Origin of the sequence: Lysinibacillus sp. GbtcB16 (assembly GCF_019091145.1) — a bacterium.
Classification (GTDB): domain Bacteria; phylum Bacillota; class Bacilli; order Bacillales_A; family Planococcaceae; genus Lysinibacillus; species Lysinibacillus fusiformis.
This window is the reverse complement of the sequence record NZ_JAGXJV010000001.1, coordinates 12,405-32,856: the sequence shown is the minus strand read 5'-3', so window position 1 is coordinate 32,856 and position 20,452 is coordinate 12,405. Positions and strand designations below refer to the sequence as shown.

Below are 20,452 nucleotides of genomic sequence, written 5' to 3'. Positions count from 1 at the left end.
TTCGAAATCGTAAGGCATGATAATACTGACTTCACATCCATCCACTGTCATGAATAACTCGATATATTTTGTAAATGGACTGGGTATGGACTTCCACAATCTACCCTGTGGCTGTTTTGACTTCTTCACCGATGAACAATAGGAATCCCATTGCGCATGTTCATGATTAATTAGAACACCCCATTTTTCAATAAGTCCTTTGCTTGATAATAAAAGTGGTAATAAATAAAATTGCCACTATATTTTTTATCCAAATATACAATTTCAAAGTTGTAACGATATTTGAAACTATTAAGCATCCCTAGTAAAGATAATGGTTTGTACTGACTTCGATATTCACCACGTATCATTTTCCCGTAGCCATCAGGATCTTCGCATAAAAGAGTGAAAGGAATATCCTTCGCACGTATCAATTCATTTTCAAAAGCCGTTTTCGTATCTTTTTGCAAGTTGCCAGTGATTTCATCCATATGTGCTTTGCGTTCAATTCGACTAGATAGCCAAATATCGCGCTTGATACCAAGTTCTTCATTCGCCGGAATCATTGCAGCATAATCACCTGTTTTAATTGCTCGGTTAATAAATGGGATTTCGTGTTTTCGTAAATAATGCAAAATATGGTCATTGACCTGTTCTCGCGTATCAATAACGATTGTTAATGTTTTTAATATGCTATCAATCTCTTTATCTGTGTATTTATAGTGAATCATTGGGGGTCACCTTCAATGACATGTACTTCTTCGATTTTACAAATCCATTCTTGTGGAATCTTACTCAGCGTCACACAATCGCAAGAATTTTTATAACAGTCGCATTTACCAACTACACCAACCGTTGAATCACCCTCATTGAAAGTTCGTTCGAAAACTCTTTTGATAGTTTTATTTTGTGAATTAACAAATGTAATCATTATCATTCTCTTAACCTCCTCGTTTTTGCTTATTTAAAGAATCGTACAAACGTTCTGTTTTAAAGTTGGATATATTTATCATCCGTCTTCTAAAACGTCTTAGAAGGGCTGTAAATCACTTATTTTGATTAGCGTATAAAATAGCTCGTTCATATATTTTTTGTTTCAACTCATTTGATTCATCATTTTCATACTGGCGCCAATCAACATAGATTTCCTTCCAACCATTGACCGCCAACTTTGCCTGGTAATCACAAAACAAATTTAATGCAACTTCATCATTGTTTAAGAAATTGCTAATCGATTCATTTTTTTGCCAACCACATAATGCAACGATCATTTTCCACAAAGTTATATCTGCGCCTTTCATGCCTTCCACAGATTTTAGGTATGAGTCGATTTCATTGAAAATTGGTTCGGCAGCCTTTAAAACTTCACCGGGTATCTTTTCGTGATTCTTCAATTCAAGTTGTCCATCTGGTAAACGTTCGATAATGCCACCGAATTTCCAAATCTGAGATAAAACATATAAAACCATTTATTTACACAACCCTTCAAAAAAGAGTTACTAAAAAATCGTCATCTGTTAGCGAAAATTACTTAATTCCACCCCTTTTTCGGGGTGTTTTTCAAAAAGTAACACGTTATGAGCCTTACAGCCGCAAGGCTTTACATTCAATGTGTTACAAAGTGTTACCTATTTCGAGTATTAACGCTCCTAATAGAATACTTTTTATATTTTTTATTTTTTTGTTTATATATAAAATAAATAACAAAAATAATAAATATATAAATATAAGTACTTTAACACCTTGGTACGACTGAATTTCTAACGAATCACGAATTTGTTACTTTTTGAATTTTTGTCCTCATTTTCATCTGAAATCGGTAACTTTTCTTGAATTTCGTTAACTTTTCGCTCCTGTAAAGTAACACCTTTTATATAGAATTTATTTCCATTCCCACGTTCCTTTTTAAAGCCCTTTGTTTCCAGCGCTCGATAAAAGGCACGATTTTTTAAAGCGAACTCACCATTCGCATAACACCAATTTGAATACACTTCGTAAAGTTCTTTGGCGGTGATTTGCTGGCTCGGTCCAACAAAGCAACGTTCATACAAAAATGGACCAAGGATATCCATGTCATCTTTGTAATCGCCTGTTGCTCGTTTCACTACCACTGGCTCCTGCAGCCCATCCTTCTGCCACTTCGAGCACCCATCGATAGCCCAATTCAATATGCCTGACATTTCAAGGGAAAGCTTTTCCGAAAGTTTTAGATCACGCTTTTCTTTTGGAAGTTGAAGATTGAACGGAACTAATTTAACGCGGCGCCAAATCCCTTCATCTACACCTTTGATTACTGGCTTATGATTTGTTGTGAAAAACACTTTAAACTCTGGAATAAACTCAAAGTATTCCTGACGCAAGAATCGGGCCAACACTGGCTCTCCACCCGTAATTTGCTTTACAAATGCTTCAGATAGTTGTTCACCATCTTCAGACTCGATAGCAGAAACGAAACGAGCTCCCACTAATCGGGCGATGTCGTTATTTGCTCCTGTTTCTTTTTTCTTGATAAACGTATCTGACTTTGCCTGTTTGCCATATTCGCCCATCAAATCCTTTATTGTATTAATAAATGTCGATTTACCATTAGATCCGCCACCAATTAAAAACACCATGCTTTGTTCGCTGATTTCCCCTGTTAAGCTGTAGCCAATTAATCGTTGCATATATTCGATAAGCTCTTTGTCACCTTGAAAGATTTGATCTAGGAATGATAACCACGTTGGACATTCAGCACCTTCCACAAATTCGACGTTTGCAAGTTTGGTTAATTTTAATTCGCGATCATGCTGTAGTAATGCTCCCGTCTTCAAATCAATGGTGCCATTCAATACGTTGAATAAATATTTTTGACGGTCAAATTCTAAACGTTCACCTGGAACTAATGGCATTAAATCTTTTATGCTGTTCATTCGAATGTTTCTGCGTTCGCACATACGTGACCACTTTTGTTCTGCTTCGTCTTCTGATTTAGACATACCACGTAAAACCTTGTTGCAAATGCGTTCAATTTCTCGTTTTGTATCAACACGCCAACGCTTACCATCCCAAATCATCCAGCCGATTTCTGATACATACCGGATAGCGTGGCCATATTCGTAGGCAATGCGTTCAGCGTTACCAAGTTCAGTTAATCGAAACTTCTTCTTTGGTAATTCCGGCTTATCCTCTTCAACTGCTTCATTACTGTGAAAGTCAAAAGAAAATTCGGCGTACTCTGCTTCATGCTTATGGTCCAATATTGTTGTTGTAGTAGAAGAAATAGCCATTGAAATTGTACGTTCACCATACGTCTCGCCTGTGTCCGTATGATGCACTCTGTCCCATTTATCACGCATTAATGATGTTTCTCGGAACATATTATCCATTCGTGTGGCACTTCGACCTGTCCAAAAAGCTAAATGATTACATAACGCTAAATCTGTTGAGGAATGGTCATCATTAATCAAATGGCCATTAAACATAGAGCGTATTTCATCACCCGACTTGCTACGGAACATCTTCTCCCAAAGAGCCTCGTTCGATAATTTAATTTCGTCTTTCTCATAATCTTGCAAACGAATGCGACCTTGAATATCGCTATCATCGAAGTATTTTTCAAGGAGCTCGTCTAATTCATCTGTGCGATCAAATATGTCATTTGAATTTTCACGATTACCAGTCATTGTAAAGAAGCGACCGTATTGATAAACCTCTAATCCTAGTTTGCTATTTTTACGACCTGTTCCACATACTGATTGTGAAAGACTACCTTTGACAATGATGTGAATACCTGTTCCGCTTACACTAAATTCTGTATAGCTATCGAATAAGTCGATAATTTCTTTACCGAATTCATTGATGATTGGGTTTTCCCGTTTCTCATCATCAGAACGATAAGTTACACATCCATCTATATCAATCCCCACGAAATTATCACGGCGACTAAAAACGAAGCCAATACCATCTACATCTGTTTGGGTGTAAAACTTAACTGCAGTCGGAAATGTTGACCATGTACGCGCATCGTTTGAACGAGCTTCATTACCGTCAATTTGATATGGAATTTTAGTAATTTTACCGTTATCCTTTTGTTCTGCTTTCCACAATATCCAGTTCGGCATATTGCGAAGTTCAGCAGGAATTTCGTTAAAGTTGTATGGGATTACTTTCATGGTGCCACCCTCATTCGTTGATGCCTTTTATTTTGATGCCTAGAATACGTAATGCATCTTGAATACCTTCTGCAATTAAATGATCACCTTGTGTACCAATCACATCTAATCCTTTGTAATAGTCTTTTAATTGTTCCTCAGGAGTTGGTACGACCTCATAACCATTAGCTAACAATTCTGCTACTATTAAAACTTTCTCAGAACGTTCTATATCAACGCCCATCCATTTTTCTAATTCTTGCATTGCATTAGCAGCCGATTGAGTGACCTTTCTTTTCTCTCTTTTTGCCATTTAAACCACCTTTTTCGCTGTTTTTGGGTATAAAAAAGAGAAGTCCGCCTAAAACAGACCTCTCTATTAAGTTTTATTTATATCAGAATGGTACTTCATCATCAGAAATTTCAATTGGACCACTGCCTTGCGGCGCGCCTGCTGTTGATTCTTTAAATCCAGTTACTTCTGGATATGTCTTGCCATTATGTTCACGGTGTCCAACTGTTACAACTAAATGCTTGCCGACTAATGTGTCTGCCCACTCTTTGTACGATTTGAAATCCATACCATCCGGGAAATGTGCTGCTTTTGAGATTGCTTGTAAACGCCACATAGCTTTTTCCGTTACTGTGAAGTTGTCAAATAAGATTTTTTGGCCTTGATGTGGCTGGTTAACATCACTGCGAATTTCATAATCTACAACAATACGGTTATTGCCTGTTGATTCAGCTTTCTTTAATTCATAATTATGGACCGTAACTTCGTAATCACCTTTAGCGATTAATTCAAATCCACCTTTTGCTTCTTCATGATTAATTTTGAACATTTAATTTTCCTCCTAATTTTTCGATTAATGTTTCCACGTAACGCTTTGGCATTTTTTCTAATTGCATATTTGACTTAAATTCAGCATCGGAAACAATTTTTGCTGCTTCTTCATCTGTGGAAGACAACTCGCGAATCTTAGCTATATTGCTCAAACGATTAGCCTCTTCCTGTTCTCGTCTAGCACGTTCCTCTGCTTGTACATCAATACCTAATTCAAGGTAGCGATAAAGTTTTGAACCAATGTCAGGTGTGATAGTAAACTCATCACCTTCAAACAAATTCGTGATGTCCTTACTTACTCTGGCCATGTGATCCATTCCGATTGAAAATACAGTATCAAACTCATATTCCATATCATCTTTTTGAACTGGCTTCATACCCACCTTTTTAGGTACGTTCTTACCATCGACTAACTCAATTACATAATCACTTTTAACTCGTAAAGTAGTAATCATGTGGACTGCAGCAGTTGTTAAACCTTTTACTAACTTACTAGATTCAGGAGCAAGCTTACCCCAGTTTTGAAACGAGTTACCTTGCATTCCTCCATGGGTTTCAACTACTCCACCTTCGCCCTGCCATTGATGCGAAAGGCTGTCCACAATAATTACCTCTACACCTTGTTGCATTAGCAATTTAATCGCCATGTTGTATCGATCCGTATTAAAAGGTGGTTCAAAATTGATATATTTGAAAGAACCAATTGTGATGTGGCCATGAGTCTGTCCAACATAATTGAGTAAGCGTTTATGCTCCGTATCAGCAGCACCAATTTTATTCCACAACTCTTCATCAGGTAATTCAGGATATGCCTCTTTTACAATCCCATAAGCTAGAAGCAAGGCCGACAACGATTTACCACTACCTGATGGACCAACAAGTCCAATTAAGGCTTTTTGTTTCTCACGTATTGCATTTGCTACTTGCATGCCTTCTACACTCCTTTACTATTAAAATGGCACGTTCTCATCAGCGACTTCTTCTTTTGCCTCTACATCTGCGAATGGATCTTCGAATTCTGGCAAGTCATCGTCAGCATTTCCCATTGTTACACTGCCATCTTGATCGACTGTATATGGAACACCCTCATGAACTTCATCGATGTTCATTTGGCCATCTGGTGCATCATCTTTCGGCTTGCCTTCCATAGCATCTTTTGGTGTATCGTATTGGTACGTTAAATCAACCAAGAAATATTGACCGTTTTTATTATGTTTTTCACTGATTTTATTCATAATCAACGCATCGTTTTCTTTGGCTGCTAATACGATTTCTTCTGCCCCTTCACGTGTGAATGCGATATGTTGTTCTTTTTGATTGAGTAATTTTTTCAAGTGTTTTTCCTCCTTATTCGTAAATGAATTTTTCAACTTTTTTCTTTTCGACAATATCAATACTAGGTGGTTCAAAATCTCCACCATCCTGCGATTCAGTTGCTGGCACTTCACGTGTTATTCGTACATATATTATTTTTTTATCATGATAGAAGTGATAAATTTGTGTTTTGTAATTCGACCATCTACCACCTTCTTCGAACTCTTCATGTTCCTTTTTCCCAGCAGATTCAATAAGTTCGACTCTATCACTGATTGATAAATTTTCAGCATCTGTCTTATGCTCTTCCTTAGTTTTAGCGAATAGGTTTTCATGATCATATTCCGCCAAAAACATAATGTGTAATTTGAATAATAAAGAATCTAAAGTTTCCAAGTTAATCCCCCTATCGAATACTTAACGATTGATTTTCAATTAATTGAGCACCTTCGATTTGCTCTCCTGCTTTTAGTGCTTTAGCTAATTCAGAACGACTGATAGTACGTTCCACCTTTACATATTGTTGTGGAAGGCTATCAATATCTGAAACTTCAACCTTAGATGATTTACGGAAACTGAATGTGAATTTTTCTGTTTTCACTTTGTCTTGACCACTGCCTTGTAATGTTTCAGCAATCGCTTGTTTCATTCGAGTAATACCGTTCTCCATGATTTTTCTGCGTTCAGCTAATCGTTTTTCCTCTGACTTAATGCCTTCCACATCTGACTCAATGTTTTTAATAACCATTGCATAAGCTTCAAGCTTTTCTTCCACAGCATCGGTAATAGAATCTAATGTATCCTCTAAACCTTCTTGTCCATCCTCAATCATTTGTTGGATTTGGGCAAAGGATCCACGTAATTCATAAAGGGTAGCCATTAATTAACCCTCCTCGTAATTAGTCTTAGTGTCGTTGATGATTTTTGCTTTATCAGCTGAGATAAAACAACCATCAGTTGAATCCCATAACTTCAAGCCTTCGTTATATTTATTGTTAAGTTCTGATATTGTAAATGGCGCCCATACAGGATCTTCATAGTTTGCTTCAACAACCTGTCCAACCGCAAATTCCGTTGGCTGCACAGCCTGTTCAAACTCACTCACATCTAGACCAAGCGCTCGTCCTAGTGCAATGGCTTTTCCAATGTGTTCGTTGAATACGTCAATTGGATTGCATTTTGCGATACCTTTTTCAAAAATCTTTCCCGAATCTTCACCTTTTACTAATACAACCACTGTTCGTTTTTCACTGTTAATAATAAATTCATTAACTGTGCATCTTTGTCTGTAAGTTTCGTTGCCCATTTCATTAACAGTCCAAGAAGATTGCTGAGAACTCACATTTTCAATAAACTTCTTCGCCTTCTCAATAATTGCAGCGCGTTGTTGATTTGGTGTTAGTGGTTCAATCGTTTCATCTACTATTGGAATTTGAGGATTCAATCCACCTTCTATTAGTTCGTAGACGTCAACATTTTCAGGTGTACGTTTATGTTCGTTATAAACATGAATTACCTGTCCGTTTTCATCTGTGAATTTTACATTCTCAATCACTTTATACGATTTCTTACTTCGGTAATGAATGTTACTAACAGTAAACATAACCACATCGCCTTCACGAGCCTGACGATCAACCTTGCGATATTGTTGCCCTTCAAATTCGATGATGTCCTCCACAGTATTAGTTGTGGATGGCTCAATTGATTTCTTGCCACGTAATTCATGGACGATTAGTTTTAATTCAGCTACTTCATTTTCTAATGCTGTGATACGTTGGTTTTTAGTTGGTTTATCAGATACTTTTTGGATGTATTTTAATTCGTGTTCATAAAATCCAAGATGGTCTGTTTTACTTTCAATTACTGGACGACCCGAATTGTTAATTTGTGTTACTGGATAAACTTCACCAGTTTTAAATCCACCTTTAATTGCATATGAAATTTTGCTAGCATCTAAAATTTGAACTTTATCCCCAACATTAAACTTTGTCATTTCGCATCCTCCTGTGGTACACTACCAGTGTCATATAATTTATTTAGCTCGCCATTGGTTGCACCCTTTGACGAGTTTTTTTGTGCCTCAATTTGGGCATTCTGTGCATCCTCGATGTCTTGCCAGTAATCAGATTCTCTATCGTATACATCAGCGTGTGTGTTGCCTATACGCATAGAATCACCTACTTCAACTCAATTTCATTTATTAGCTTTTTCGCACCTTCTAGACTCAGAACCAATTTGCCACCTAGTAGAACCAGATTATCGTCAGATACCTCACCAGTAACAGCGCATGCCATATTAGGCTTGTACTTCTTTAAAATTACCTTGTCACCATCAATGAAGATTTCTAATGGATCTTGATTATCAATTCCTAAAGTTCGTCTTAACTCTTTTGGAATAACCACACGTCCTAACTCATCAATTTTTCTAACCATACCTGTTGATTTCATTTGAAATTACCTCCTAGTTTTTAGCACGTTTTAGTGCCAATGTTTTTAGTAACGTTGTATACAATTCATCTTCTAACGGTTGTCCTTCAATGTCGTTAATGCCGAACTTCTGCAGCTGTTCAATGACTGCTTTGCGTTTCAACTGTTTATTCATAGTTGTCACGTTTCACAACCTCTAGGGCTGATGCAACACCATCAATGTAATCCCTATGTTCCTTGTACTCTTTCACTAGATTAGGAAGTGCGCTGTCACCAAAAGGTAGTCCATCATGGACCAACACTTCTTGAATGATTTGATTTCCTAAGTCTTTTAAGTGGTCCCTAGAATCAATAAGCAGTTGGTTTAGGTCCTCCACAATCTCTTTATTAGCATCAGGAAATTCAAGGACTTCTTTCAGATTCACTACACTTGCCCCTTCCGGAACATAAGATGCATGTTTGCTATCATAATGAGTTGCTACTTTGCCTTCTCCATCCACAACTTGTACACTTGTAATTTGGTCCTCATGGATGTTAAGACCAACCACTGATAATTTTGTACCTTTGATGTTAATTACTGCTTTCATTCTCCCAACCTCCAAATAGTTTGATAGAGCTACTTATTACGAATTGCAACAGCCTTGGCCATTGCTTTTGCGATCAGTGCGACTGGAACTGGTTTGATTTTCATTTGATTCCCCTTCCAATCCTTGACGTGAAATTTCATTACCTAAGATGATCAAATGCTTGTCACATAAAAAGACAGATTGTGAAGTGTCGCTGGATGTGAATTCAATCTTAAATGTTTGTTTATGGTCAATGCCCCATCCACACGCAAAGCATGTTTGCTTTGGTACCTTATTTATTAAGACAGACACGTTATTTAACTCCTCTCGCTCGCTTATTCAATTCAGCCTGTTTAACCTCATCCGACATTGCTAGCCATTGTTGTGGTGTTGTTTTCAATTTGTTCACCCACTTTCTTTTTACATCTTGTAACCCATCGACCTTTTTCATTTTTGTAATGAATAAAATCATATTGGCTAGCAGTTTTGTTGACTCTTTCTCTGTCAGCATCCAAAGACCATGTCGACTCGAGTAATTCTGACAAGCCGACAGGTGTTGGAATTCTTTCTCCGCCAATTTCCAAATACGGAATGACTATTTTCAACATATATTTATCACTCCAATCATAAAAATTGTTACTTATCCACAATACCGTTAAACGGTACTAGCGATTAAAAAAAAATCTTCGTCATTAAAATCCCCGTCATCTACTTGTGGAAGTCTAATTAAATCTTCGGGAACTTTGTATAATTTAGAAGCTTTTTTCAAAACATGACCAGGTATAGCTGTAATACCGCGTTCGTAATTACTAAGGGTTTTTGCAGTAATACCAAGCTTTTTCGCAGCAACTTCCTGTTTTAACTCTGCGTTAACACGAGCTGCTTCTAATGAAATCTGAATCATTTTGTCACCTCCTGTCACTTCGCTTGATTCCAATATAATACCGTTAAACCGTATTGTCAATTATAAATATAAAAAAAAGTACTTTTTATAGGTATTTTTCTATTTACTTAACTACCGATTTTCGGTAGAATATATTTAACGGAGGAGATAAAACATGGTAAAAGATGATTTACTCGATATGAAAAAGACCCTAGTTAATAACTTACAATATTTTTTAAAGAGAAAAGGTATCAACCAAACTGATATGGCTAGAGATTTGAATTTTCCAGAGACTACAGTTTCTAATTGGATGAAAGCTGAAACATATCCTCGTCCTGATAAAATTCAATTAATGGCAGATTATTTTGGAATAAAAAGATCTGATTTAACTGAAAAACGTGCAACTAATATCATGCCTTACAGTTCCCAATTCATTAAGGTACCTGTACTTGGAGAAATTGCATGTGGAGAACCTATTTTAGCTGAACAAAATATTGAAGATTATGTTTATGAACCAATTGATTCATTACCAGCTGGAGAAATTTTCGCTTTAAAAGCAAAAGGTGACTCAATGGAACCTACAATCCCAAATGGAGCTTTAGTGTTAATTAGAGAACAAAGTGAAGTTGAGAACGGAGAAATAGCAGCTGTATTAGTAAATGGAGATACTGAAGCAACTCTTAAACGTGTTAAAAAACAGGGAGATACAATATTGTTAATGCCAGACAATCCAAAACATGAGCCATACATAGTTAACCAAAATAATCCGGCACGTATTATTGGAAAGGCATTTAGTTTCAAAGTTTCACTTTAATTTTTTATAAATAGACATAAGAGTGGCTTACTTGCTACTCTTTTTTAAATATAAAAATGAGGGAGAATTTATGGAAAAGAAAAAAAGGGTCGCATTATACAGTAGATATAGTACTCACACACAAGATGGAAATTATAGTATTGAAATTCAATTAGAAAGAATGGAGGCTATGTGTAAATCGAAAGGATGGGAAGTCACTGAATATTTCAGTGATGCAGCATATAGTGGAGCAAATATGGAAAGACCCGAACTACAAAATTTATTATCTCGATTAAGTGAATTTGATGTGGTAATGGTTTATCGATTAGACAGACTTTCAAGATCACAAAGAGATACAATGACATTAATTCAAGACCACTTTTTATTGAACGATGTAGCCTTTGTGAGTGTTTCAGAAACATTAGATACAACAACAGCTTTTGGAATGGCTATGATAGGAATATTAGCTGTTTTTGCAGAACTCGAACGAGCTACCATTACAGAACGTATGCAGAGTGGTATTAAAAAACGTATTGAGGCAGGCTATCGTTTAGTAAGTGGTAATCACATGCCCACTGGTTATAAGAAGGGTAGCGACGGAAACGGAAATAATATACTTGTTATAGATGAAATACAATCTGAAAAAGTACGTAGAATTTTTGATTTGTATGAGCAATATCATTCTATAACAAAAATTCAGCATGCTTTAAAAGAAGAGGGTTACTCTGGAAGACGGTTTACAACAATTCGTCAAATTCTAAGTAATCGTTTATACCTTGGAGAAGTTAAATATAGAGATGAATACTTCGAAGGAATACATGATTCAATAATTTCAAGTGAACAATTTGATAGAGTACAAGCCTTACTAGCACGTCACCCTAAGGGCGCTAATGCTGGGAAAGCAAAAGAGAGTTTGTTTAGCGGCTTCATCTATTGTGGATGTTGTGGTGAGAATTTTAAAACTTATAGTTATAGATTGGAAAATAAAATAAAGGGTAAATATTATGTAAGATCGTATTTGTGTAGAGCAAGGCGTTACCCTAGCGAGTATGAACAAAAGTGTATGAATCAAATAGTTAAAAACGATACATTGGAAGATCTTTTCTTAAAGAATTTAGATATTTTAATAGAAAATCGGCAAACTAAAACAGTTAGTAGTAAAAGAAAAACTAATTATGAATTAGCACTTAAAAAAATTGATGAGAAAATCGTGCGCCTACTCGATTTATATGAAGATGGAGAATTAGATAAGGAAACCCTAAATACAAGGCTTGAGAAACGTAAGAAAGAAAAAGAGGATATATTACTCAAGAAAAATTCAGAAGCCCAAAATGAAGCGATTAACATTGAAATAAAAGACGTCAAAAAATACCTTACTAAATTTGAAACAATGGATTTTATTGAAAAGAGGGCTTTAGTTGAAAAAGTATTAGATCGAATTGTGATAGAACCTAACGATATAATTTTTGAATGGATTATTTAACATTTTTATTCCGTCTTCATTACATGCTACTCATACAGCATGAATAAGATGGGAGCGTTTTGCTTGTACACTTGCTAGCATCTCGCTTGCAGCCTGTTGTTGGAGCTTAGTCAACTGCCCTCCCCACTTTAATATATGCTTTCTCATTTTAATTACTCGAGGGCCTGTCCATATCATCAACTGCGTACAGCTACTCACCCTGCCCATTCGAATACAATGTCGACAATATATACATTGCTGCTGACATTTTGAACAATCGAATATCGTGAATAAATGTGGGTCTATATTATGGCAACGATTGCATTTGGTGATGGGCGTCAATTCAATTCCTTCTATTATACGGAAGTAATTTTGCTTAATTGCTCGATCTGTATCTATAGTTAAAAATGGAGAATGATGCTTTAACCAAATACGGCCCTCATGAAAATCTCTTAACGCTGGTGGTAACAGCCAACCTTTATATCTCAAGATAATCTCTCCCTTCATAGAAAAAAGCCTCTACTGTTACGTAGAGACTTTCATCGGTTACATTTATTTTTTGGTCCAACCTAAGCCCATTGATCCTTCTCCTAAATGAGTACCAATAACAGGACCAAAATAGCTTAATTTAAAGTTGACGTTTGTGTACGTTGCGGCTAATTGTTCTAGCCATTCTTGCGCTTCTGCTGGGCAATTGCCGTGAATGACCACAGCATCCATGGCATCATATTTTTTAGCATCCTCTGCTAGCAGTTCCTCCGCACGCTTTAAAGCTTTTTTACGTGTTCGGATTTTTTCGAAAGGAACAATTACCTTGTCCACAAAATGAAGGACAGGTTTCACTTGTAAAAGGCCACCGATTAAGGCTGCCGCAGAAGACAAACGCCCACCACGTTGTAAATGTGCTAAGTCGTCTACAATGAAGTAAGCACGAATATACTGCTGCATGTCCGCCAATGCTGCAAGTATTTCTTTGGCTGAATAGCCCTCTTTCGCCATTTCAGCTGCTCTTAAAACGTAAAAGCCTTGAACAGCACAGGATATTTCACTGTCAAAGGCATACACATCAATACCTTCCACCATTTCACCTGCCTGTACTGCACCTTGGTATGTTCCACTAATTCCACTCGATAAATGGATAGAAATAACCTCATCGTAATCCTTTGCTAGCTCATCGAAAAGAGCGACAAATTCTCCGATTGGAGGCTGTGTTGTTTTGGGGAATTCTTTGGCACCACGCACCTTATCATAAAATTCAGATGCTGTGATATCTACTTCTTCTGCAAATAATTGGCCTGAAATATTAACACTTAAAGGTATCATATGGATGTTTAAGCGTGCACGTTCCTCAGCTGTATTATATGCAGTACTATCTGTTACGATTGCCGTCCTCATCTATGTCCACTCTCCTATGTTTCATAGTTTACAATCTATTTCATCTTGGTGCAATTGTTGTTGGGTTTCTCACAGATTTAGAATGAAAACAAAAAGAAATGAATGTGATGAAGGACGAACGTATATTTTACGTTTTGGTCATTCGACAATGAGCTAGTAGCTAACTAGCCTCCATTTCACATTCATTTCCTATGTATAGTAGGCGTATCTTCACTCAATTCTATGTTGAATGAAGATCGCTCCTCTTAATTGCCTGTACTTGACTGTGAGTCATCGCCAATATAAAAGACGCTTGTTACTTTCCAATCATCATCTTCTTTGACAAAGACCGTTACCTGTCGTCCTGCGCTTTCATGCTCGACATTTGTTTCGAGTTGAAGAGAATGCATTTTCATGTTGGCAAATACTTGAGCTTCTTCTGACTCGTATTTGGCAATCGTTACATTTTCGACATCACGCTTTATATCAAATTGATCGAACACTTCTGTTGCATATGTTTTTTCTTCATCGTATTTAAAACCCTTTGGATTTTTCGAAATCGTTTTCATATAGCGGTCGATTTCCTCCGCATTTAGGGCTGCAATATATTCATCGAAAGAAGCTAAAATAGCTTTTTCATCTGCTGCTGGTACGTTTTCTGCTTTTTCTACATTACCGCCCATCATCTCAAAGCCAACGGTACCATCCTCTATTACCTTTTCTCGATCGTCATCACTAATCTTCTCTTCTTTATTACCACATGCAGTTAAAGTGAATACAAATAAAATTAAAACTGCTAGAAAACTTTTCTTTAACATCACAAAACCTCCCGCGCATATTGTAGCATATAAATGCTGTCGTAGGAATTTTGTTGTGCTTTTTCAACATTTAGGTGCTACATCTTCCTTATGACGTATTCGGCAGTAAAATGTTGCATGATCTGACAATTTCCATATTTAATACCTACTAACAGGACGAAAGAGCAATGTTACAAATTTGTGAAAGGCGATCCAATATCTTTAATAGGCCATTCAAATAGTTACTAAAAAACAATAAAAAACTGTTTTAAAAACTACTTCTATACAAAGTAGCTTTTAAAAACAGTTTTAATCATTATCGTACTTCAACCCAACCATTTTTAATGGCTGTTACAACGGCTTGTGTACGGTCATTCACATTCATTTTTTGTAAGATGCTTGATACATGGTTTTTAACTGTTTTTTCAGAGATAAACAGTGTCTCACCAATTGTACGGTTTGATTGACCATCTGTTAATAGCTGTAATACTTCACATTCACGTTTTGTTAGTAAATGGAATGGACGGCGAATTTCCGTTTGGTGGAAGTTACCTTTATTTTCGTGTTCTGAAAGTCTCTTGAACTCTGCCACTAAATTTTTTGTTACTTTTGGATGTAAGTAAGATCCACCGTTTGCAACAACTTTAATAGCCTCCACGATTTCATCTGCATCCATTTCTTTTAGCATATAGCCAAGAGCGCCTGATTTTAATGCATGTGTCACATATGTTTCATCATCATGGATGGACAGCATAATGACCTTCGCATCAGGAAATTCATTAATTAACTCTGATGTTGCTTCTACGCCATTTTTTCCTGGCATGTTAATATCCATCAGTACTACATCTGGTTCGTTTTCAGCGTATAACGTTACCACATCAGTACCATCATCACCTTCTGCTACTACGTCAAACGTATCTTCAAAATCTAAAATACGTTTTACTCCTTCGCGGAATAGCTGGTGATCGTCTACAATAATAATCTTTGTCATTTGTCTTTACCCCCTAAATTTCTGCAACAGTTACTTTACTTCTAACGGAATTTTAAATAACACCGTTGTACCTCGGTTGATTTCACTAGTAATAGTAATTGTACCATTTAAAATTTCAATTCGTTCTTTCATTCCTAAAATCCCAAAGGAATGGTCTTTCACTACTTGTTGGTCAAAGCCTATACCATCATCTTTAACAACGATATTAACAGCATCTTTTAACCATTCAAGCTTGACCCAAATGTCTTTACATTTTCCATGCTTCATGGCATTTGTTACGCACTCTTGCACGAGTCGAAAAATGGATACTTCATAATTGGAAGGTATACGTTTTTCTGTACTTCTCGATTGGAAATGAATGTCGACACCTGGATTATATTCAGTGACTGTTGATAAATACTTCTTTAATGTCGGAATAATTCCCAAATCATCAAGTGCCATTGGTCGTAGATCATAAATAATACGTCGCACCTCAGATAATGCGTTTCGCACCGTTTTCTTTAAATCAGCAATTTCTGCTAATGCATTTTCTATGCCTTTTTCACGATACGTTCTATCTATTAAATCAGTGCGCATTAGTACATTTGCAAGCATTTGAGCAGGTCCATCATGAATCTCTCTGGACAAACGCTTACGCTCCTCTTCTTGAGCTGCAATAATACGTATCCCAAAATCTTGCTTCATTTTTGCTTGTTCAAGCGCTAAACCAACATTTTTTAAATCTGAAGTTAAGTAATTCAAAACGACATTTACCTGATTGACAATATGATCAGCACGTTCAATCGTATCGAGTAATCCTCTTAATCTTCTCTCTAGATCATCTCTTTTATCGCGTAGCTGTTTTTCTTGCGTTCTAATAACGGAGAGCTTTACTTGAAAATCATGTGCAGTTTCATATGCTTCTCTAACTTGTTCTTCGGTATAATTATCAAAAGCTTTACTTACTAAGACAAGTCTTTGTTTAGCAAGCTGCGTACTTTTTTCCAATGCATCGCCTTCATCAATTACAATTGATATTTGTTTTCGAACAATTTCTAGCTCTTTTTGCATATCTTCAAAGCTTCTACGGCTTTGTTCGCTTATAATAAAGATATCATCCTTCGAGCTCATGATTGTATCTAACATTCGATTAAAAATGTCATCAAGCGACTTTAAATCGAAGGTATCATTTGAAAACATACTATACTCCCCAGTCTAATGTCTTATGATTACTTACTATTTTAATAGACCAAATTCTTATATTCCATAGTCTACACCTATTATAGCATTACCATGCTAAAATTTAATGCTTTTTCTTTACGAAAATTATAGAATAGAACTCTAGTTAAAAGGAGATTGATACGGATGAGAGAAAACTATTTAACAGTAAAAGGATATGGTGAAAGCGAAATTGTTATTTCTAAATCCCGCTTTCTCACTTATATAGAACGTGCAGAAACGGAAGAGGATGCAATTTCTTTTATAGATCGTATAAAAAAAATGCATCACAACGCAACACATAATTGCTCAGCCTATATAATCGGCGAACATGATAACATTCAAAAAGCGAATGATGACGGGGAACCTAGCGGTACGGCTGGCGTCCCTATGTTAGAGGTCTTAAAAAAACAAGGCCTAAAAGATACGGTCGTCGTTGTGACTCGCTATTTTGGAGGCATTAAACTCGGCGGTGGCGGTCTTATACGTGCATACGGAAAAGCAACAACAGAAGGTCTTATTGCCGCGCAAGTAGTTGAACGCAAGCTCCATCATTTTATGAAGGTTGCCATTGATTACACATGGCTTGGGAAAGTAGAAAACGAAGTAAGAGGTTCGTCCTATTCGTTGGAGGACATCCGTTATTTAGAGGGTGTCGAAATCATCGTTTCTGTGCTAAAAGAAGAAGAGGAACAGTTCCGAAGCTGGATGACAGAAATTACGAATGGACAAGCATCCATCACATTCGAAGATGCTCAATTTATAGAATTTATTGTCAAATAAATAGTTTTAATTGTCGAAACTAAATATGCATAGTATAATTTTTTTGTTAGGCTATTTTTATGGACCACACGTTTACTTCTTTAGTAATTGAATAAAATTTAGCTTTATCGCATTATTATTCCCAATAATAAGAGGAGAATATATCCAATATGAAAAAAAGATCTATTAATAAGTTCAAAAAGAGATCTTCTAAAGCTTCCTTAATTATAAAAGTTACACTACTCCTAGTTGCTAGCTTAGTGATTTGTGTTACTGCTTATGGTGTTTACCTTACAAAACAGGTAGAGCATGCGGCAAACTCAGCCCATGAAGTATTAGAAGGTCGGGAAGTTTCTAAGCTCCGTGAGGAAAAAGTAGAACCGGTACATGATAATGTTTCTATTTTATTTGTCGGAGTCGATGATAGTGATAATCGTGGACAAGGTTCTGATCATTCACGTTCGGATGCACTTATTTTAGCAACGTTAAATAATAAAACACATACCATTAAAATGTTAAGTATCCCTCGTGATTCTTACGTTTATATTCCTAAGGTCGGTTATAAAGATAAAATCACTCATGCTCACGCGATGGGTGGAACCCTTACTACTATTGAAACAGTAGAACAATTATTCGATATCCCAATCGACTACTATGTACGTATGAACTTCAATGCCTTCATTGATGTTGTCGATGCTTTAGGTGGTGTTGAGGCAGAAGTACCGTATGCCCTACACGAATTAGACGAATTTGATAAGTTTACAATCAACTTACAGCCAGGACTACAGCATTTAAATGGTAGTGAGGCACTGGCCCTTGCAAGAACACGTAAACAAGATAGCGATATCGAACGTGGTAAACGTCAACAGGAAATTCTTTCAGCTATTATTAAAAAAGTAGCATCTGTTGGTTCCATCACAAAGTATGATGATGTAATTAAAGCACTTGGTGATAATATGAAAACAGATATGACATTTACTGAAATGAAGTCCTTCTTGTCATACTTATCAAAAGGCGCTCCACGTATCGACACTTTAAATTTGGAAGGTACAGATGATATGTCTACTGGTATTTATTATTACCAGCTAAATCAGGATTCTGTGGAAGAAACAAAGGAAATATTTAAAAACCATCTTGGCCGAAATGAAGAATCATCAAGCCTAACATCTAGTGGTAGCAACAATACTGGAACTGATAGTGCTGCTAGCGATGAAAATTCAGTTGTCGAATAATCAGTTCGTATAACAATAAGACCTTTCAGATCATAGACAAAATTTTGTCTATGGTCTTTTTTTACTTCTAGCCAAGGCCATTTTTAGTATAGCTCTTCTTCTCTTTTCCATACACCATAATGACCATACGAGCAGATTTATTGTTGCAGCTTCTTTTCCCTTTAATGCGCTACTTTAAACAACTCTCAGTTAGTGATAACAACCAGCTTACCTCCATAATAAGCATATGCATTACTAATCAACGATTTAGTTCCCTCGTCTCATTTATATGACTCCCTTATCAACTATCAACTTCAACCATCGTCTCATAGCTTCCTGCCATGCTCAAAGTCGAAATTCTAGGTTGAATGAAATGAGTGCAGTTCGACCTAAATCCGCCGTAGTGAAAATCAAAAAAAGACTAAAGACAAACTCAACTTTTTTGAGTGTGTCTTTAGTCTTTAGTATGTAACAAAGCTCTATTTACTAAAGCTTCGTACAAAATTCAACAATGGTTTGTAGTTTTTACCGGCAAGCCCGATAATTTCTACAAATATTTCAACGGCTGTTAGGATGACTGCGACAAGTAAAATTGCTCCCCATACTTTTGCCATTGAGAAAATTATAGCCGCTAGCCCAAACATCACGGCAATTCCATAAATAAGAAGTACCGTTTGACGATGTGTGAAGCCCATATCCAGTAATCGATGATGTAAGTGGGATTTATCTGGATCAGACCATTTCTTCTTCATACGGACACGACGAACAATTGCAAAGAACGTATCAGAAATCGGTACACCAAGAATAATAATTGGGATGATTAAAGAAACGAACGTTACATTTTTAAAACCAAGTAGCGCTAGCACAGAAATCATAAATCCAAGGAATAGTGCTCCTGTATCACCCATAAAGATTTTGGCTGGGTGGAAGTTATAAAATAAAAAGCCAAGTGAAGCTACAGCTAAAATGGCTGCTATCGCTAAAACAAACATATTACTCATAATAAATGCCATGACTGCTAATGTAATCAGCGCTATCGTGGAAACACCCGCCGCTAGACCATCTAAGCCATCAATTAAGTTTACTGCATTGGTTATCCCGACAATCCAAATGATTGTTAATGGAATACTTAGTAAACCAAAATCTAATGTTCCTAAAAACGGTAAGTTTACCATATCGATTTGAATGCCACCTACAAAAACAATAATGAGTGCAGCTCCTAGCTGACCGACCATTTTTGCTTTAGCAGAAATCTCACGCATATCATCAACAACGCCTGTTGCAACTATAATACAAGCCCCAATAATAATCGCTATTAAATAATCGCTATTGCCATTTTTAGTATGAATTAAATACGAATATAAAATCGTTACACCAATTATAAATGCAAGGAAAATAGCCAAACCACCAAGTCTTGGCATAATTCGAGCATGTACTTTTCGATAGTTTGGTGCATCCACTGCACCTATTCTAAACGCTAAACGTTTCACTAATGGAGTTAACAAAATGGATGCAACGAATGCTGCTATTAAAGACACGTAAATCATGTCTCTCCTCCTCAAAAAAATAATCTACATTGAAATCCAAATTGATTATAGCACGAACAAGCATTGAAATATACTTTTTCTAAACATTTTCCACGATTTCACAAATATTTTGTACATTTTAGCATTAATAGATTCCTATATAGTCAATTGTAGTCACCATAAGTAAAATTTGA

General features: G+C 36.4%; 27 protein-coding genes. 4 read left to right on the top strand and 23 right to left on the bottom strand.

Features of this window, described 5'->3' with window-relative positions; translation table 11 throughout:
- Nucleotides 1-170 precede the first annotated feature (170 nt).
- The 17 genes from KVT27_RS00180 to KVT27_RS00100 all read right to left on the bottom strand — a co-directional run bounded on the left by KVT27_RS00180 (nt 171) and on the right by KVT27_RS00100 (nt 10,166).
- Nucleotides 171-710, bottom strand: a complete 540-nt coding sequence (locus KVT27_RS00180; RefSeq protein WP_217580395.1) for an ERCC4 domain-containing protein — start codon at nt 708-710, stop codon at nt 171-173.
- Complete coding sequence (locus KVT27_RS00175) at nt 707-916, bottom strand: hypothetical protein (protein ID WP_217580394.1); 210 nt, start codon at nt 914-916, stop codon at nt 707-709. The genes KVT27_RS00180 and KVT27_RS00175 overlap by 4 nt, the downstream gene beginning before the upstream one ends.
- Before the next feature lie 109 nt (nt 917-1,025).
- Entirely contained in the window at nt 1,026-1,448 is a 423-nt protein-coding gene (locus KVT27_RS00170) for a hypothetical protein (RefSeq protein WP_217580393.1), read from the bottom strand.
- 291 nt (nt 1,449-1,739) lie between these two features.
- Nucleotides 1,740-4,133 carry a phage/plasmid primase, P4 family gene (locus tag KVT27_RS00165; protein ID WP_217580392.1) on the bottom strand — a complete coding sequence of 798 codons (2,394 nt, stop codon included), beginning with the start codon at nt 4,131-4,133 and terminating at the stop codon, nt 1,740-1,742.
- Between the two features lie 10 nt (nt 4,134-4,143).
- A complete protein-coding gene (locus KVT27_RS00160; RefSeq protein WP_217580391.1) occupies nt 4,144-4,425 on the bottom strand; it encodes a hypothetical protein in 282 nt (93 codons plus the stop codon).
- Nucleotides 4,426-4,507: 82 nt separating this feature from the next.
- Complete coding sequence (locus tag KVT27_RS00155) at nt 4,508-4,954, bottom strand: DUF669 domain-containing protein (protein ID WP_217580390.1); 447 nt, start codon at nt 4,952-4,954, stop codon at nt 4,508-4,510.
- Entirely contained in the window at nt 4,941-5,885 is a 945-nt protein-coding gene (locus KVT27_RS00150) for an AAA family ATPase (protein WP_217580388.1), read from the bottom strand. The genes KVT27_RS00155 and KVT27_RS00150 overlap by 14 nt, the downstream gene beginning before the upstream one ends.
- Before the next feature lie 21 nt (nt 5,886-5,906).
- Complete coding sequence (locus KVT27_RS00145) at nt 5,907-6,290, bottom strand: organic solvent tolerance protein OstA (RefSeq protein ID WP_217580386.1); 384 nt, start codon at nt 6,288-6,290, stop codon at nt 5,907-5,909.
- A gap of 13 nt (nt 6,291-6,303) precedes the next feature.
- Nucleotides 6,304-6,666, bottom strand: coding sequence for a hypothetical protein (locus KVT27_RS00140; RefSeq protein WP_217580384.1), 363 nt, complete (start codon nt 6,664-6,666; stop codon nt 6,304-6,306).
- Between the two features lie 10 nt (nt 6,667-6,676).
- Complete coding sequence (locus tag KVT27_RS00135; RefSeq protein WP_217580382.1) at nt 6,677-7,150, bottom strand: siphovirus Gp157 family protein; 474 nt, start codon at nt 7,148-7,150, stop codon at nt 6,677-6,679.
- A 3-nt stretch (nt 7,151-7,153) separates the two neighbouring features.
- On the bottom strand, nt 7,154-8,263 hold the full coding sequence (locus tag KVT27_RS00130) for a hypothetical protein (RefSeq protein WP_217580380.1): 1,110 nt from the start codon (nt 8,261-8,263) through the stop codon (nt 7,154-7,156).
- Nucleotides 8,260-8,439, bottom strand: coding sequence for a hypothetical protein (locus KVT27_RS00125; RefSeq protein WP_217580378.1), 180 nt, complete (start codon nt 8,437-8,439; stop codon nt 8,260-8,262). Before KVT27_RS00125 ends, KVT27_RS00130 begins: the two co-directional genes overlap by 4 nt.
- A gap of 8 nt (nt 8,440-8,447) precedes the next feature.
- On the bottom strand, nt 8,448-8,717 hold the full coding sequence (locus tag KVT27_RS00120; RefSeq protein ID WP_217580376.1) for a transition state genes transcriptional regulator AbrB: 270 nt from the start codon (nt 8,715-8,717) through the stop codon (nt 8,448-8,450).
- A gap of 13 nt (nt 8,718-8,730) precedes the next feature.
- The gene (locus tag KVT27_RS00115) at nt 8,731-8,871 is read right to left on the bottom strand and encodes a hypothetical protein (protein WP_217580374.1); all 141 of its coding nucleotides are present in this window, start codon (nt 8,869-8,871) and stop codon (nt 8,731-8,733) included.
- Complete coding sequence (locus tag KVT27_RS00110; RefSeq protein ID WP_217580372.1) at nt 8,864-9,283, bottom strand: hypothetical protein; 420 nt, start codon at nt 9,281-9,283, stop codon at nt 8,864-8,866. The genes KVT27_RS00115 and KVT27_RS00110 overlap by 8 nt, the downstream gene beginning before the upstream one ends.
- Nucleotides 9,284-9,575: 292 nt before the next feature.
- The gene (locus KVT27_RS00105) at nt 9,576-9,773 is read right to left on the bottom strand and encodes a hypothetical protein (RefSeq protein ID WP_217580370.1); all 198 of its coding nucleotides are present in this window, start codon (nt 9,771-9,773) and stop codon (nt 9,576-9,578) included.
- 144 nt (nt 9,774-9,917) lie between these two features.
- Nucleotides 9,918-10,166: a helix-turn-helix domain-containing protein gene (locus tag KVT27_RS00100; RefSeq protein WP_036123171.1), complete on the bottom strand. Its 249-nt coding sequence runs from the start codon at nt 10,164-10,166 to the stop codon at nt 9,918-9,920.
- A gap of 154 nt (nt 10,167-10,320) precedes the next feature.
- Here KVT27_RS00100 and KVT27_RS00095 point away from each other — a divergent pair, with 154 nt between their 5' ends.
- On the top strand, nt 10,321-10,959 hold the full coding sequence (locus KVT27_RS00095; RefSeq protein ID WP_217580368.1) for a LexA family protein: 639 nt from the start codon (nt 10,321-10,323) through the stop codon (nt 10,957-10,959).
- Between the two features lie 70 nt (nt 10,960-11,029).
- Nucleotides 11,030-12,421 carry a recombinase family protein gene (locus KVT27_RS00090; protein WP_217580366.1) on the top strand — a complete coding sequence of 464 codons (1,392 nt, stop codon included), beginning with the start codon at nt 11,030-11,032 and terminating at the stop codon, nt 12,419-12,421.
- Nucleotides 12,422-12,451: 30 nt separating this feature from the next.
- Here the strand turns inward: KVT27_RS00090 and KVT27_RS00085 are convergent, their stop codons facing one another.
- From KVT27_RS00085 to KVT27_RS00065, 5 genes are all read right to left on the bottom strand, one after another.
- Entirely contained in the window at nt 12,452-12,889 is a 438-nt protein-coding gene (locus KVT27_RS00085) for a hypothetical protein (protein WP_254636017.1), read from the bottom strand.
- 63 nt (nt 12,890-12,952) lie between these two features.
- Nucleotides 12,953-13,795: a DegV family protein gene (locus KVT27_RS00080; RefSeq protein WP_217580364.1), complete on the bottom strand. Its 843-nt coding sequence runs from the start codon at nt 13,793-13,795 to the stop codon at nt 12,953-12,955.
- Between the two features lie 245 nt (nt 13,796-14,040).
- Nucleotides 14,041-14,592 (bottom strand): DUF3225 domain-containing protein, encoded by a 552-nt coding sequence (locus KVT27_RS00075; RefSeq protein WP_025116712.1) that lies wholly within the window; start codon nt 14,590-14,592, stop codon nt 14,041-14,043.
- A gap of 295 nt (nt 14,593-14,887) precedes the next feature.
- A complete protein-coding gene (locus KVT27_RS00070; RefSeq protein ID WP_008178876.1) occupies nt 14,888-15,562 on the bottom strand; it encodes a response regulator transcription factor in 675 nt (224 codons plus the stop codon).
- A gap of 30 nt (nt 15,563-15,592) precedes the next feature.
- On the bottom strand, nt 15,593-16,741 hold the full coding sequence (locus KVT27_RS00065) for a sensor histidine kinase (RefSeq protein WP_025116710.1): 1,149 nt from the start codon (nt 16,739-16,741) through the stop codon (nt 15,593-15,595).
- A gap of 165 nt (nt 16,742-16,906) precedes the next feature.
- On the opposite strand from KVT27_RS00065, the gene KVT27_RS00060 reads away from it, so the two are divergent.
- Together KVT27_RS00060 and KVT27_RS00055 are read left to right on the top strand one after the other, a co-directional pair.
- Nucleotides 16,907-17,542 carry a YigZ family protein gene (locus KVT27_RS00060; protein ID WP_069480059.1) on the top strand — a complete coding sequence of 212 codons (636 nt, stop codon included), beginning with the start codon at nt 16,907-16,909 and terminating at the stop codon, nt 17,540-17,542.
- A 149-nt stretch (nt 17,543-17,691) separates the two neighbouring features.
- Nucleotides 17,692-18,753, top strand: coding sequence for an LCP family protein (locus tag KVT27_RS00055; RefSeq protein ID WP_036123159.1), 1,062 nt, complete (start codon nt 17,692-17,694; stop codon nt 18,751-18,753).
- 458 nt (nt 18,754-19,211) lie between these two features.
- On the opposite strand, the gene KVT27_RS00050 is transcribed toward KVT27_RS00055, so the two are convergent.
- Nucleotides 19,212-20,279, bottom strand: coding sequence for a glycosyltransferase family 4 protein (locus KVT27_RS00050; RefSeq protein ID WP_217580362.1), 1,068 nt, complete (start codon nt 20,277-20,279; stop codon nt 19,212-19,214).
- Nucleotides 20,280-20,452: the final 173 nt, after the last annotated feature.

What these genes read in the sequence shown, in the direction of transcription:
- KVT27_RS00180 (WP_217580395.1), bottom strand. Translation starts at nt 710, where the DNA reads ATGATTCACTATAAATACACAGATAAAGAGATTGATAGCATATTAAAA.
- KVT27_RS00175 (WP_217580394.1), bottom strand. Translation starts at nt 916, where the DNA reads ATGATAATGATTACATTTGTTAATTCACAAAATAAAACTATCAAAAGA.
- KVT27_RS00170 (WP_217580393.1), bottom strand. Translation starts at nt 1,448, where the DNA reads ATGGTTTTATATGTTTTATCTCAGATTTGGAAATTCGGTGGCATTATC.
- KVT27_RS00165 (WP_217580392.1), bottom strand. Translation starts at nt 4,133, where the DNA reads ATGAAAGTAATCCCATACAACTTTAACGAAATTCCTGCTGAACTTCGC.
- KVT27_RS00160 (WP_217580391.1), bottom strand. Translation starts at nt 4,425, where the DNA reads ATGGCAAAAAGAGAGAAAAGAAAGGTCACTCAATCGGCTGCTAATGCA.
- KVT27_RS00155 (WP_217580390.1), bottom strand. Translation starts at nt 4,954, where the DNA reads ATGTTCAAAATTAATCATGAAGAAGCAAAAGGTGGATTTGAATTAATC.
- KVT27_RS00150 (WP_217580388.1), bottom strand. Translation starts at nt 5,885, where the DNA reads ATGCAAGTAGCAAATGCAATACGTGAGAAACAAAAAGCCTTAATTGGA.
- KVT27_RS00135 (WP_217580382.1), bottom strand. Translation starts at nt 7,150, where the DNA reads ATGGCTACCCTTTATGAATTACGTGGATCCTTTGCCCAAATCCAACAA.
- KVT27_RS00130 (WP_217580380.1), bottom strand. Translation starts at nt 8,263, where the DNA reads ATGACAAAGTTTAATGTTGGGGATAAAGTTCAAATTTTAGATGCTAGC.
- KVT27_RS00125 (WP_217580378.1), bottom strand. Translation starts at nt 8,439, where the DNA reads ATGCGTATAGGCAACACACACGCTGATGTATACGATAGAGAATCTGAT.
- KVT27_RS00120 (WP_217580376.1), bottom strand. Translation starts at nt 8,717, where the DNA reads ATGAAATCAACAGGTATGGTTAGAAAAATTGATGAGTTAGGACGTGTG.
- KVT27_RS00115 (WP_217580374.1), bottom strand. Translation starts at nt 8,871, where the DNA reads ATGAATAAACAGTTGAAACGCAAAGCAGTCATTGAACAGCTGCAGAAG.
- KVT27_RS00110 (WP_217580372.1), bottom strand. Translation starts at nt 9,283, where the DNA reads ATGAAAGCAGTAATTAACATCAAAGGTACAAAATTATCAGTGGTTGGT.
- KVT27_RS00105 (WP_217580370.1), bottom strand. Translation starts at nt 9,773, where the DNA reads ATGCTGACAGAGAAAGAGTCAACAAAACTGCTAGCCAATATGATTTTA.
- KVT27_RS00100 (WP_036123171.1), bottom strand. Translation starts at nt 10,166, where the DNA reads ATGATTCAGATTTCATTAGAAGCAGCTCGTGTTAACGCAGAGTTAAAA.
- KVT27_RS00095 (WP_217580368.1), top strand. Translation starts at nt 10,321, where the DNA reads ATGGTAAAAGATGATTTACTCGATATGAAAAAGACCCTAGTTAATAAC.
- KVT27_RS00090 (WP_217580366.1), top strand. Translation starts at nt 11,030, where the DNA reads ATGGAAAAGAAAAAAAGGGTCGCATTATACAGTAGATATAGTACTCAC.
- KVT27_RS00080 (WP_217580364.1), bottom strand. Translation starts at nt 13,795, where the DNA reads ATGAGGACGGCAATCGTAACAGATAGTACTGCATATAATACAGCTGAG.
- KVT27_RS00075 (WP_025116712.1), bottom strand. Translation starts at nt 14,592, where the DNA reads ATGTTAAAGAAAAGTTTTCTAGCAGTTTTAATTTTATTTGTATTCACT.
- KVT27_RS00070 (WP_008178876.1), bottom strand. Translation starts at nt 15,562, where the DNA reads ATGACAAAGATTATTATTGTAGACGATCACCAGCTATTCCGCGAAGGA.
- KVT27_RS00065 (WP_025116710.1), bottom strand. Translation starts at nt 16,741, where the DNA reads ATGTTTTCAAATGATACCTTCGATTTAAAGTCGCTTGATGACATTTTT.
- KVT27_RS00060 (WP_069480059.1), top strand. Translation starts at nt 16,907, where the DNA reads ATGAGAGAAAACTATTTAACAGTAAAAGGATATGGTGAAAGCGAAATT.
- KVT27_RS00055 (WP_036123159.1), top strand. Translation starts at nt 17,692, where the DNA reads ATGAAAAAAAGATCTATTAATAAGTTCAAAAAGAGATCTTCTAAAGCT.
- KVT27_RS00050 (WP_217580362.1), bottom strand. Translation starts at nt 20,279, where the DNA reads ATGATTTACGTGTCTTTAATAGCAGCATTCGTTGCATCCATTTTGTTA.